11 protein-coding genes are annotated in these 13,388 nt (G+C 65.4%); 6 read left to right on the forward strand and 5 right to left on the reverse strand.

The features are described from left to right. Positions 1–30 precede the first annotated feature (30 nt). A complete protein-coding gene (pepT, locus tag UNPF46_RS13605; protein ID WP_100179672.1) occupies positions 31–1,281 on the forward strand; it encodes a peptidase T in 1,251 nt (416 codons plus the stop codon). 56 nt (positions 1,282–1,337) lie between these two features. On the opposite strand, the gene UNPF46_RS13610 is transcribed toward pepT, so the two are convergent. Together UNPF46_RS13610 and UNPF46_RS37475 are read right to left on the reverse strand one after the other, a co-directional pair. After that, a complete protein-coding gene (locus UNPF46_RS13610) occupies positions 1,338–2,228 on the reverse strand; it encodes a hypothetical protein (RefSeq protein ID WP_142250344.1) in 891 nt (296 codons plus the stop codon). Positions 2,229–2,238: 10 nt separating this feature from the next. After that, a complete protein-coding gene (locus tag UNPF46_RS37475) occupies positions 2,239–2,415 on the reverse strand; it encodes a hypothetical protein (RefSeq protein ID WP_161497288.1) in 177 nt (58 codons plus the stop codon). Positions 2,416–2,688: 273 nt separating this feature from the next. Here UNPF46_RS37475 and UNPF46_RS13615 point away from each other — a divergent pair, with 273 nt between their 5' ends. From UNPF46_RS13615 to UNPF46_RS13640, 5 genes are read left to right on the forward strand one after another with little or no spacing between them, the layout of a single operon-like run. Beyond that, positions 2,689–3,051, forward strand: a complete 363-nt coding sequence (locus UNPF46_RS13615) for a hypothetical protein (protein ID WP_142250345.1) — start codon at positions 2,689–2,691, stop codon at positions 3,049–3,051. Between the two features lie 55 nt (positions 3,052–3,106). Beyond that, complete coding sequence (ihpA, locus tag UNPF46_RS13620; protein ID WP_142250346.1) at positions 3,107–4,381, forward strand: divalent metal ion exporter subunit IhpA; 1,275 nt, start codon at positions 3,107–3,109, stop codon at positions 4,379–4,381. After that, a complete protein-coding gene (ihpB, locus tag UNPF46_RS13625; protein WP_142250347.1) occupies positions 4,378–5,355 on the forward strand; it encodes a divalent metal ion exporter adaptor subunit IhpB in 978 nt (325 codons plus the stop codon). Before ihpA ends, ihpB begins: the two co-directional genes overlap by 4 nt. Continuing rightward, complete coding sequence (locus UNPF46_RS13630; RefSeq protein ID WP_142250348.1) at positions 5,348–8,566, forward strand: efflux RND transporter permease subunit; 3,219 nt, start codon at positions 5,348–5,350, stop codon at positions 8,564–8,566. The genes ihpB and UNPF46_RS13630 overlap by 8 nt, the downstream gene beginning before the upstream one ends. A gap of 2 nt (positions 8,567–8,568) precedes the next feature. Next, positions 8,569–9,561, forward strand: coding sequence for a cation diffusion facilitator family transporter (locus UNPF46_RS13640; RefSeq protein ID WP_181769915.1), 993 nt, complete (start codon positions 8,569–8,571; stop codon positions 9,559–9,561). A gap of 166 nt (positions 9,562–9,727) precedes the next feature. Here the strand turns inward: UNPF46_RS13640 and UNPF46_RS13645 are convergent, their stop codons facing one another. From UNPF46_RS13645 to UNPF46_RS13655, 3 genes are all read right to left on the reverse strand, one after another. Next, a complete protein-coding gene (locus tag UNPF46_RS13645) occupies positions 9,728–10,807 on the reverse strand; it encodes an acyltransferase family protein (protein WP_142250349.1) in 1,080 nt (359 codons plus the stop codon). Positions 10,808–10,939: 132 nt separating this feature from the next. Next, complete coding sequence (locus UNPF46_RS13650) at positions 10,940–11,800, reverse strand: class I SAM-dependent methyltransferase (RefSeq protein ID WP_142250350.1); 861 nt, start codon at positions 11,798–11,800, stop codon at positions 10,940–10,942. Positions 11,801–12,081: 281 nt separating this feature from the next. Next, on the reverse strand, positions 12,082–13,290 hold the full coding sequence (locus UNPF46_RS13655; RefSeq protein WP_142250351.1) for a hypothetical protein: 1,209 nt from the start codon (positions 13,288–13,290) through the stop codon (positions 12,082–12,084). Positions 13,291–13,388 lie beyond the last annotated feature (98 nt).

Below are 13,388 nucleotides of genomic sequence, written 5' to 3' on the forward strand. Positions count from 1 at the left end.
CATCCCCTTGACCCGGCGGTTTGACCAGAAATGTCCTCTCTCATCTTTTCGCATACCGTAACCGAGCGCTTCCTGCGCTACGTCACCATCGACACCCAGTCCGATCCGGATTCGCCTCGCTCGCCCTCGACCGAGAAGCAGAAGGATCTCGGCCGCGTGCTGGCCGCCGAGCTCAAGGAGATGGGCGTCGCGGACGCCCATCTCGACGACTACGGCTATGTCTACGGCACCATCCCGGCCAATACGACCAAGAAGGTGCCGGTGATCTGCTTCTGCTCGCACATGGATACCTCGCCCGACGTCACCGGCAAGGACGTCAAGCCGCAGGTCTGGAAGAACTATCGCGGCGGCGACATCACGCTGCCGGGCGACACCAGCCAGGTGATCCGCTTCAACGAGCATCCGGCGCTGAAGAACCAGATCGGCAACGACATCATCACCACCGACGGCACGACGCTGCTCGGCGCCGACAACAAGGCCGGCGTCGCCGAGATCATGGATGCCGCGCAGTTCTTCATCAACAATCCCGACGTGAAGCACGGCACCATCAAGATCCTGTTCACGCCGGACGAAGAGATCGGCCGCGGCGTCGACAATGTCGACATCAAGAAGCTGGGCGCCGATTTCGGCTACACCATGGACGGCGAGAGCGCCGGCTGCGTCGAGGACGAGACCTTCTCGGCTGACGGCGCCACCATCACCATCACCGGTGTCAGCGCCCATCCCGGCTACGCCAAGGGCAAGATGGAGCACGCGATCAAGATCGCCGCCGCCATCGTCGAGCGGCTGCCGAAGGAAGGCTGCTCGCCGGAGACGACCTCGGGCAAGCAGGGCTTCCTGCATCCGATCGGCATCGAGGGCGCGCTGGAACGGGCAACGCTCTCCTTCATCGTGCGCGACTTCACCGAGGAAGGGCTGAAGGAGAAGGAGGCTCTGCTCGAGGACATCGTCAAGGACGTGATGAAGGACTATCCGCGCTCGACCTACAGCTTCGAGGTGAAGGAGCAGTATCGCAACATGAAGCAGGTGATCGACCGTCACCCGCACGTGCTGGAATATGCCATCGAGGCGATCCGCCGGGCCGGGCTGCGGCCAATGCGCACCGCAATCCGCGGCGGCACCGACGGCTCGCGCCTGTCCTTCATGGGCCTGCCCTGCCCCAACATTTTCGCCGGCGAGCACGCCTTCCACTCGCGACTCGAATGGGTCAGCCGGCAGGACATGGAAAAGGCCGTGCAGACCATCGTGCATCTGGCGATGATCTGGGAAGAGAAGGCCTGAAGCCTCCTGCAGGCATTCGTATGGCCGGGCTTGCGCCCGGCCATTTGTTTTGCAGCCTATGGCACCGGCATCGCGCGCGGATTGCGATGGAAGCGGTTTGAACTCGCCATCCAGTTCGGCAGCGGTTCGCCGTCACGATGCCGCCCGCCGGCCACGGCCGCAGCCCACGCCACCGCGGCGCCGATCAAGGTCGCAGCCGCGACCGAGAACGCCACGATGATCGAGTTGCGCCTTGCGCGATTGATCGCCGTCCTGGCGTCGGCGATCAGCGCATCGACGCGCCGCTCGGCGTCGGGGGCCTGCAGTCCCGTGAGGCCAGCGACCTGCTGCACGAGGTAGGCCCGGTCGTCAGTGCCGACGCCGCTATGACTGGACGAGGTCAGCAGAATGCGTCCCGCTTCGGCACGGGCTTCCCTCAAATCGACGTTTGGCGCCCGACGCGGCGCGCGGAACAGCTTGTCGAGCTCATAGCTCAACATCCGCTCGGCCGCGGACATATTGCTGGCCGAGCTGCGCAGCGGCGAACGGTCGATCGCGGCAGCGCCGAGCAGCGCAAGCAGCGCCGCCCCCGCCAGCACGGCCAGGGCCCAGGCGGTCAGCCCGTGCAGACCGTCCCGCCGCTCGCCATCGTCCTCGATCGTCGCCAGCGTCGGCGCCGGGCGTGTCGTGCGGCCCGCGATGTAGCCGCCGAAGCCGAAGCTGATGATCGCCTGGATGATCAGATAAAGCCCTGAGAGCAGCGCCAGCGCCGCCGAGGCGTCACGCCATGTCGGCGAGGCCGAGCTGACACCAAGACCGACGGCGACGCCGAAGCCGATCAGGATGAAAGACATCGCGCCGGCGGCGAGAGCGCCTGCGAACACCGAGCTCCACTGGATGCTGCGGGGGGCTTCGCCCTCCAGGCCGCCCTCGATGAATTCTTCCCGCACAAGAGTTTCGACCGTCATCGCGGCCCTCTCAACGCAGGCCGAAGAACGACAGGATCGCCATGATGACGACGATCAAGCCGATCAGATAAATCAGTCCGTCCATTGTCCTTCCTCCTCGGTTTCTTATGGTCGCTAATCGCGACGCATGCAGAACGTTCCAAATTCGAGGGAGCAGCGGGAACGAACTGGCGAGCTGCGAGTTCACTGCGGGAGTCCCGAGGATGAAGATTGTGAGCACAAGGCCTCAGCCGGTCAGGGCGGCTGGGGCCGTTCCGTGTCTGCGATCACCGCACCTGTTCCTCACACAGCGGCCATCGAGCCATTCGCCTCACGCCGGCGGATTATTGCCCGCCAATGAGACGCGATCGCCGCGCCTTCGCTGCTGCGGCAATTGTTCCCGGGACGTAACAATGTTGCGGGTCGACACTGTTCCCGCCGCCATGCTAGGCCGGGCACAGACCGCAACCAGAGTGACGTCGTGCTCGCGAACCGCCAGCCCTCAGCAACTTGCCGTCCGCGCAAATGGCGCGGGCTGCTGTCCGTGCTGATCGCGATCGTCTATCTGCTCGCGGGTGCGCTGCACGGCGCGCACGACATCGACGTCACCACGCCCGGCGGCGGTTCGGAGATCGCCGCGGTCCTGGATGGATCCACGGGCCATAGCGACCACAAGGCCATCGGCGGACATCATTGCCATGGCTGCTTCTCGCTGACGGCGACGCAGCAGGCGCCATCGACCGCATCGACCGCGCTCGTGTCGGCAACGAGCCCGCAGCCTGCACCCCAGCTCGCCGGCATCACCCCCGATACCGACTCTCCTCCTCCCAAACATATTGCCTGAACGGATTGGTCGGGCGTTTCGCGCCCATTAGGTTCATCCTTCACAGGTCGGTTTTATGTTTCGCAGGAGAATGGCCGCGCGCCTGGCGTGCGCGGTGGCGTGTCTGATCGCAGGATCGGCGCTTGCCCCGTCACACGCCCAGACTTTGACGATGCGGAGCGCGCTCTCGCGCGCGCTGGCCGCGAGCCCGCGGCTGACGGCAGCCGAGCGCGACGTCGGCATCGCCACGGGCCAGCGCATCCAGGCCGGCGCCCTGCTCAATCCGGAACTGTCCTATGAGCAGGACAATTCGTTCGGCTCCGGCATCTATCGCGGCACGCGCTCGGCCGAGACCACGCTCCAGATCAGCCAGGCGTTCGAGCTGTTCGGCAAGCGCGACGCGCGGATCGCGGCTGGCGCTGCCGGCATCGAGGTCGCCGCGATCCAGCGCAAGGCGATCAGGCTCGAGGTGCTGTCGGAGACCGCGATCGCCTTCCTCAGCGTGCTCGGTGCGCAGCGGCGCATCCAGATCCTCGACGAGCAGATCGCGGCGATCGACCGCCTGACGCCGCTGCTCCGCCGCCGCGTCGAGGCCGGCGCCTCCTCGCCGGCCGAGACCGGTCGCGCCGAAGTCGCCTCCGCCCTGGTGAAGGCCGACCGCGAGCGCTTCAAGGCGAGCCTGGCGAGCGCCCGGCGCGAGCTCGCGGTGCTGATGGGCGATCCCAACGCCAAATACGGCGAGGTCTCCGGCCGGCTCGACACCATGGGCAAGCCTCCGGCGTTCCAGGCGGTGGTCGCCGCCATCGACGCCAATCCGCAGCTGGTGCGCTGGACCGCGGTTTATGCCCAGCGCAATGCCGAGCTTTTGCTGGCGCGGCTCAAGCCCTATCCGGACGTGCGGATCGCCGCCGGCTGGCGCCACTTCAACGACACCAATGACGATGCAGTCAGGCTGTCCCTGTCGGTGCCGATCCCCGTGTTCGACCAGAACCAGGGCAACATCCTCTCGGCGCAGGAAAGCCTCGCCAAGACCAAGGCCGAGCGCGAGGCCAACCGCAACACGCTGATCGTGATCGCCGGCCGCGCCTACGACTCGGTGCAGGGCTCGCTGCGCGAGCTCGCGGTGCTACGCGAGACCGCGATCCCCAAGGCCGTCGAGGCCTCCGAGGCCATCTCGCAAGGCTACGGCCAGGGCCGCTTCACCCTGCTCGAGGTGCTCGACGCCCAGGCCAGCGTCACCCAGGCGCGGCTGCGCGAGCAGGAGGCGCTGCAGAATTTCCATGCCGGTGTCGCCACCATCGAAGGCCTCGTCGGCAATCCCTTCACGCTGGCGCGGGAGAGCGCACGATGAAGACGTCCTCGACCATTCTCGTCGCCATCGCTGCCGCTGCGCTCGGCGCTTACGGCTATTCCCTGCTCGCCCCGGCCAAGGTCGCGCCCGCCGAGCACGCCGAGCATTCCGAACCGAAGAAGCCGAACGATCATGTCGAGCAGGACGAGCACGGCGCCGACCGTATCCGCATCTCCGACGTCAAGCTGGCGGCGGCCGGCGTGGTGCTGGCGGAGGCCGCGAGCGCCACGCTGAACGACACGCTCGCCTTCAACGGCATCCTGCGCGCCAACCAGGAGGCCGTGGTGCAGGTGACGCCGCGCTTTCCGGGCCTCGCCAAATCGATCCAGAAGCGGATCGGCGACAAGGTCGGCAAGGACGATCTGCTCGCCGCGATCGAGAGCAACCAGAGCCTCACCGTCTACGAGCTGAAGGCGCCCATTGCCGGAACCATCATCGAGCGGCAGATCTCGCTCGGCGAATACGCCTCCGAGCAGAAGCCGGCCTTCGTGGTCGCCGACCTCTCCACCATCTGGGTCGATCTGTCGATCTACCGGCAGGATCTGCGGCGCGTCCGTCTCAACGACGAGGTGCTGATCGATCCCGACGACGGCCGCGGCGAGATCAAGGGCACGATCTCCTACATGGCGCCGATCGGCTCCAGCGAGACCCAGACCGCATTGGCGCGCGTTGTGCTGGCGAATCCCGAAGGCCGGCTGCGTCCCGGCCTGTTCGTCACCGCCAAGCTGATCCTTGCCGCACGCAATGTCGCGGTGGCCGTTCGCAAAAGCGCGATCCAGACGCTGGAGAACAGGACCATCGTGTTCGTCCGCGAGGACGGCGACAAGATCGAAGCCCGCCCGGTGGAGCTTGGCGATTCCGATCCGCGCCATGTCGAGATCAAGGCGGGGCTTGCCGCCGGTGAGCACTACGTTGCGGAGAACAGTTTCGTCGTGAAGGCGGAGATGGGCAAGGGCGAGGCCGAACATGATTGAGCGCCTCATCGCCGTCTCGCTGCAACAGCGCTGGCTGGTCCTCCTGCTCGCGCTCGGCGCCGTCGCCTTCGGCGCCTGGAATTTCCAGCGCCTGCCGATCGACGCCGTGCCTGACATCACCAACGTCCAGGTCCAGATCAACACCCGCGCCCCCGGCTATTCGCCGCTGGAAACCGAGCAGCGCATCACCTTCCCGGTCGAGACCGCGATGGGCGGCCTGCCGAGGCTCGACTACACCCGCTCGCTGTCGCGCTACGGCCTCAGCCAGGTGACTATCGTCTTCAAGGACGGCACCGACATCTTCTTCGCCCGCCAGCTCGTCGGCGAGCGGATCCAGCAGGTGAAGGACCAGCTTCCGGCCGGGGTCGAGGTGGCGATGGGGCCGGTCTCGACCGGGCTCGGCGAGATCTTCATGTACACCGTCGAAGCGAAGACGGGCGCGAAGACGCAAGGCGGCCACGACTATTCGCTGACCGATCTGCGCACCGTGCAGGACTGGATCATCAAGCCGCAGCTTCGCAACGTGCCGGGGGTCATCGAGGTCAACACCATCGGCGGCTTCGAACGGCAATTCCACGTGCTGCCGGACCCCGGCAAGCTGATGGCCTACCGGCTCGGCTTCCGCGACGTCATGACGGCGCTCGCCGCCAATAACGCCAATGTCGGCGCCGGCTATATCGAGCGCAACGGCGAGCAATATCTGGTCCGCTCGCCGGGCCAGGTCGGCAATATCGGCGAGATCCAGGACATCGTGATCGGTTCGCGCGGCGGCAATCCGGTCCGGATCAGGGATGTCGCGACGGTCACAGAGGGCCGCGATCTGCGCACGGGCGCGGCGACCCGCAATGGCGAGGAGACCGTGCTCGGCACCGCCATGCTGCTGATCGGCGAGAACAGCCGCACGGTCGCGCGCCGCGTCGCGGCCCGCCTGGAAGAGATCGGCAAATCGCTGCCCGACGGCGTCGTGACGCGGACCGTCTACGATCGCACCGATCTGGTCGAAGCCACCATCCGCACCGTCAAGAACAATTTGCTGGAAGGCGCCGCGCTGGTGGTCGCCGTGCTGTTCCTGATCCTCGGCAACATCCGCGCCGCGCTGGTGACGGCCTGCGTCATTCCGCTCTCCATGGCCATGACCGTCACCGGCATGGTCGAGACCAAGGTCAGCGCGAACCTGATGAGCCTCGGCGCCATCGACTTCGGCATCATCGTCGACGGCGCCGTGATCATCGTCGAGAATTGCCTGCGCATGCTGGCCGAGGCGCAGCGCGAGAAAGGCGGGCTGCTGACAGTCTCGGAGCGATCGCGAGCGATCCGGCGCGGGTCCAGTGAAGTCATCAAGCCGAGCCTGTTCGGGACGATGATCATCGCCGTGGTCTACCTGCCCGTGCTGACGCTGACCGGCGTCGAGGGCAAGATGTTCACACCGATGGCGCTGACCGTGCTGATGGCGCTGGGCGCCGCCGTGCTGTTCTCCATCACCTTCGTGCCGGCGGCGGTCGCCATCTTCGTCACCGGCAAGGTGTCCGAGCACGAAAACCTGTTCATGCGGATGGCGAAGCGCGCTTATCTCCCCCTGCTCCGCCTTGCCATCGACAACCGGGGCGCGGTCGCCATCATGGCCGCGCTCATCGTGATCGCAAGCGGCGGCGCCGCGTCGCGAATGGGCGGCGAGTTCATTCCGAGCCTCGACGAAGGCGACGTCGCGCTGGCCTCGATCCGGATTCCCGGCACCAGCCTCACGCAGTCGCTCGACCTGCAGAAGGCGCTGGAAAGGCGCATCATGCAGATTCCCGAGGTGAAGGAGTTCTTCACCCGCATCGGCACCGCGGAGATCGCGACCGACCCGATGTCGCCGGCACAGACCGACGGCTACGTCATGCTGAAGCCGCGCGCCGAATGGCCCGACCCGGGCAAGCCGAAATCGGAGGTGATCGAGGCCATCGACCATGCCGCCGACGACATTCCCGGCAGCGCCTATGAGCTCTCCCAGCCGATCCAGTTCCGCGTCAACGAGCTGATCTCGGGCGTACGCAGCGACGTCGGCGTCAAGATCTTCGGCGACGACCTCGACATCCTGCAGGGCGCCGCCAAGCAGGTGGAGGCCGCGATCCGCGGCGTCCGCGGCGCCAGCGACGTCAAGATCGAGCAGGTCGCGGGTCTGCCGATCCTGACCGTCCGCCTCGACCGCCAGGCGCTCGCCCGCTACGGCCTCAGCATCAGTGAGGTGCAGGGCATCGTCGAGATCGCGGTCGGCGGCAAGTCGGCCGGCAAGCTGTTCGAGGGCGACCGACGCTTCGAGATCATGGTCCGCCTGCCGGAACATTTGCGCGGCAATCTCGAGGCGATCAGGGCGATCCCGATCCCGCTGCCGCCCGGCGAGGAAGCCGGCTCCGGCACAGCCATTCGAACCGCGCTGGCCGCCTCTCCCCTCGCCCAGATGCGATACGTGCCGCTGTCGTCGGTCGCGACCGTCGACGCGACGCCGGGGCCCAACCAGATCAGCCGCGAGAACGGCAAGCGGCGCATCGTCGTCACCGCCAACGTCCGCGCGCGCGACCTCGGCTCTTTCGTCACTGATGCCGAGGCGGCGGTGGCCGAGAAGGTCAAGCTGCCGCCGGGTTACTTCATCGGCTGGGGCGGCCAGTTCGAGCAGCTGGTCTCCGCGACCAAGCGGCTGACCATCGTGGTGCCGGTCGCGCTGCTGCTGGTGTTCCTGCTGCTGTTCATGGGCATGGGATCGGCGGCCGATGCGGCACTGGTGTTCTCAGGCGTGCCGCTGGCGCTCACGGGCGGCGTCGCGGCGCTCCTGCTGCGCGGCATTCCCTTGTCCATCAGCGCCGGCGTCGGCTTCATCGCGCTGTCGGGCGTCGCCGTGCTCAACGGCCTCGTCATCATCGCCTTCATCGAGCGGCTGCGCAGCGAGGGGCGATCCGTCGCCGATGCCGTGCGCGAGGGCGCGCTGACGCGGCTGCGGCCGGTGCTGATGACGGCGCTGGTCGCCTCGCTCGGCTTCGTGCCGATGGCGCTCGCCACCGGTGCCGGCGCGGAGGTACAGCGGCCGCTGGCGACCGTGGTGATCGGCGGCATCATCTCCTCGACCATCCTGACATTGCTGGTGCTGCCAGCGCTCTACGTGCTGTTCCGGCGTGACGGGGCGCACGAAACGCCTAGAATGGCGCCTGATTTGGCGGCGTCCGGGGAGCGCTAGACTTGGGTAGCCACGACCACCACGGCCATCACCACCATGATCATGCCGGCCACAGCCACGATCATGGACCCGGTCATGACCACAGCCATGATCATGGACTTGGCCACGCGCATGTCCATGCGCCCGCCAATTTCGGCAAGGCCTTCGCGATCGGCATCTCGCTGAACACCGCGCTGGTCGTGGCCGAAGCGGTCTACGGCTATATCGGCAACTCCACCGCGCTGCTCGCCGACGCCGGCCATAATCTGTCCGACGTGCTCGGCCTCGTCATCGCCTGGGGCGCCTCGATCGCGGCCCGGCGCGCGCCGAGCGGCCGCTTCACCTACGGCTTTCGCGCTTCCACCATCCTGGCGGCGCTGGCGAACGCGGTGTTCCTGCTGGTCGCAACCGGCGCGATCGGCTGGGAGGCGATTTTGCGCCTGCGCGAGCCTGAGCCGATCGCAGGCGTCACCGTGATGGTGGTCGCCGGCATCGGCATTCTCATCAACGGCTTCACCGCGATGCTGTTTGCGAGCGGGCGCAAGGACGACATCAACATCGAAGGCGCTTACCTGCACATGGCCGCCGACGCCGCGGTCTCGCTCGGCGTCGTGATCTCGGCCGCGCTGATCATCTGGACCGGTTGGCTCTGGCTCGATCCCATCACCAGCCTCGTCATCTGCGCCACCATCCTCTGGAGCACGACCAGCCTGTTGCGCGGCTCCGTCGACATGTCGATGGCCGCTGCGCCCAGGGGCACCGACCTCGCCGCGATCAGGACGTTCTTGCTCGCGCGTCCGGGCGTCTCGGCGATCCACGACCTCCATGTCTGGCCGATCTCGACCACCGAGACGGCGCTGACCTGCCACCTCGTCATGCCCGCCGGCACGGACGACGCCTTCCTGATGGGGACCGCGCAGCTGCTGAAGGCATCGTTCCGCATCGGCCACACCACGCTGCAGATCGAGACCCATCCCGACAACGGCTGCGCGCTGGCACCGGATGATGTGGTGTGAGGCATTGTTTGGCCGGCTCCGGCCACCGTTGTCGTCCGGGACAAGCGTGTCCGCCACGTGCCGCTAGAGCATCTTCGGTTCTGATTGAATCAGAACCGAAGCTCTAGATTCTTGTTTTAACGCGTTTTCTTCACGCGAACCGGTGTCCACTTCGCTCGAAAACGCTCTAAGCTGTCACGTCGGAGCTGGCCGCGCCCGCAATGACGCCGTTCTTTGAACGTCGCGCCAGCCAACGCGCCGCCCAGCGATTGATCGGACGCTCGAGCAAGATCCAGGACGCCGACGCGATCGCGATGACCACCACGAGCATGACCCAGCGCCAGATCTCGCCATTCGCCTTGTCGAAGTGCAGCCAGGCCGCCAGCCACGGCAAGAACATGAATGCCGGCCAGTGCCACACATAAAGGCCATAGGAGACATCGCCAAGCTTGACCAGCAAGCGCGGCGCCGCCGGCAGAAGCGCCAGGCCGGCGACGGCCAGGCAGCACGCCATGGGGGTTGCCCATACCGTCAATCGCGGACCGAAAACATACGCACCGGCCGCGAGCGCCAGAAGCCCCAGACTGGAGCTCCAGCGCGGGGAGAGCCGTGCGATCATCATGTAGGCGAACACGCCCGCGGCGAAGTCGGCATAATGGCCGTCAGCGAAACGGGCGATGATCGGAGGTTGAGGCTCGATCGCGCGCCCGACCCAGGCAGCCGCGACGCACCAGACGAGCAACAGCCGGACTCCGCCGAGCGGGATGAGCACTGCGGAGACGAGGTAGAAAATCACCTCGTATTCGAGTGTCCAGCCGACCGAGTTCATCGGTGTGGCTTGCGGAACGATCAGGAGCGACCGCAGTATCCGCCCCAGCTCGATCTCTTGAGGCGGCCCCCCGATGCTGCGGCTGAAGAGAACGATCATCACCAGCGTGGCCAGCGCGTTGAGGGGGTAGATGCGGAAAAAGCGCTTGGCGAGGAAACTTAGGGGCGTGTAACCCGGCGCCGTCGAGACGTAGCAGACAATGAAGCCGGATATGGCAAAGAACAGATCGACCCCGTCGGCTCCGTGATCGGCCAGAAATTTCCAGGTGACGAGCTGCGACTTGTCGAAATAGATCAGCGCGAGATGCGTGTGAAAGTAGAATACGGCCAGAGCGGCCACCGCGCGCCCGAGCTGCACGCCCGGCAGTCGGCCATGACGTTGAGCGTCTCCCCTCCGGTCCACGCCTGCCAGCGCACCCGGCCTTGCGTCACTCGGCATGTCCGCTCACGCGCAGTTCGGATGACGCATCCTAAAGCATGATCCGGAAAAGTGCGAAGCGGTTTTCCGGAAAGATCAGGCGCAAACAACAACCTGAAGCGCGATGACGAACCATCCGAATCTCATTGCGCTTTACGTCGCCTTCGCCGTCACGATCCAGATCGCGCCCTGCAGCGCCACGCTCTGCTCCTTCAGGAACGGCGTGAGCATCTCGCGGATCGAGGCTTTTGCGGCCTCATATGTCTCCGGCGGATGCCCCTGCAGCGCGCGGCTGGCCGGGCCGATCTGGAGCGCGCCGTCGACCGCCGCGTCGAGACCGCCGCCGATCGCGACATCCATCGGCAGATCGTGCGGCTCCATCGCCACGTCCACGAATCCCGCGCCTTTCAGGATGCGCGTCACGCGCTCTTCCGAGGCGAAGGCGAACGGGCCCGGCTCCTCCGGTCCGACCGGCGGCATCTTCGGCACATGCTTGTAGACCGCCATCAACGGCGCCATCATCCACGGGTTTTCCTTCGGCTCGCGCCAGCAGGCAAAGGCGAGCCGCCCTGAGGGCTTCAGCGCGCGGCGCAGGTTGGCGAAGGACGCGATGGGATCGGCAAAGAACATCACGCCGAAGCGCGAGGCGAGCAGATCGAAGCTCGCCGGCTCGAATGGGTAGACGGTGGCATCCGCCAGCACGAAATCGAGCGGCAACCCCTTGGGCGCAAACGCGCGTGCCTGCGACAGCATCGGCTCGGACACGTCGAGGCCGAGTGCAAAACCGTCAGGCGCCACTGCCTTCGCAAATGCGAAAGTCGTCGCCCCCGAACCGCAGCCGACATCGAGGATACGCTCGCCCGGCTTCGGCTTGGCGCGGTCGATCAGCACCTCGGCAATGGGGCCGAGCAGGCTCTCCTGCGCCGCATGGCGATCGGCCCAGCGCTGCCCGCTCGGGCCGTTCCAATAGGCGATCTGATCGGCATTTTGCTCGTTTCCGCTCGGTTGTTGCATTGGGCTCCTCGCCGCACGCGCTCGCGCGCCATTTGTCCTTGCAGGATCGTATCCGTTCTCGGGAATTCTTATCAGATTTCCATTGTCTGAGTGCATCTCGGTCGGCGGGGCCGGCACGTCTCCGCCTAAAGTGACGTGGCTATCGGTCTGGGCCCGGCGACGAATTCCATGGCTATCGAGATCGGAACGCCGTCGAACTATGTGACAATAACCAAACACGGCTCAAGAGCGGATGCTGACACGAATTCGCCTGAAGCCTCGCATTCGCTATGCTTCAGTGCCTAGTTTCTCAGGGAGAGTGCTGTTGACCTTGCTATTTCCCATACATGCACGGGAAGGGCCGGCATCGGTGGCGTGACGTTCGGGCGATAGACTCGCTCGATCAGGTCAACGGAGGCTCTGTGCACATCCCGGACCGTAAGTGCTGCCTGCACGGACCAGGCCATCCAGACAAGAACGGGTAACCAGCGAATCCGCTGACTAGACGTCGCCATGGCGAGCAGCAGGCCGTAGGCAAGCGCCGGCAGCGCCAAATGACGATCCCTCGCATAGGCGTAGGAGAAAACTGCGCAGCCAAGAGCGACAATGAGGAGCAATATCGCCGGTCTGCTTCGCCATTTCGGCAATAGCAATGCGATCAAGGCAGTCGATGCCAATTGCAGGGGAGTCTCGTAGCGAAGTTCGTGTATCGGCTCTCCCCATTTGGTCAGGCGAGTCCAAAGCGCGATGACCTGTGACGCGATGTTGACGACATAGGAATGAATATCGACCGGGCTCGCGTTGGCCAGACCCATTCCGTGGCCGATGGTCGCGGCTCTCATCGCGAAATATCCGAGCGTGATGGCTCCGAAAACCAGCGTTGCCCTAACCGGCAAAGACGCCGCAAGAAAAGGGTAGAAAACCAGCAGAGCTAGGCCGTTCTCCTTCATCGAGAGAGCCGCCACAAACAGGATGGCGCACAGAGTCAGCTTCATGCCTTCGCTCCGCGAAGAGAAGACAACAGCCAGACCCGCCGCAAAGCAGATCAAAACGACAATGTGAGGCAATTCGCTCAGCCATATGACCGACCCCGATATGAACGGAGATCCGATCAGAAAAACGGCAAGCAGTGGAACCGTTGAACCCGGCGGGTCTAGCCGCGCCGCCGCGACGGATGTCGTCCACAACAGTAAGAGCAAAGCGCCAAATTGGACGATCCGGTAGGGCAAAAGATGCCAGCCAAAGGCGGAATGCAGCAGTTTCAGCAAGAGCTCCGCACCTGGCCGATAGAACGGGCTGCCGTCCATCCAAGCCGGGCTAAAGGGGATTTCGGCGAATCGTTGATTGCCGAGCCGGTAAAGCCACGCAAGATCGTCCACGTATTCGAACGGCTCGCGGGCCATGACCACGAACAGGCCGATCATGAGAACGGCGGTGCACGCCCACATGATCGTCATTGCCGAGCGGCGGATGGCGTGCGGGAGAGGCCGATCTGGCAGACTTAGATCCATGGTCGGATCAGTCCTAAAGCATGATCCGGAAAAGTGCGAAGCGGTTTTCCGGAAAGATCATGCGCAAACAACAACCTAAAGCGCGATGACGATTCATC

The sequence above is a fragment of the Bradyrhizobium sp. UNPF46 genome (assembly GCF_006658625.1).
GTDB classification, from domain to species: domain Bacteria; phylum Pseudomonadota; class Alphaproteobacteria; order Rhizobiales; family Xanthobacteraceae; genus Bradyrhizobium; species Bradyrhizobium nitroreducens.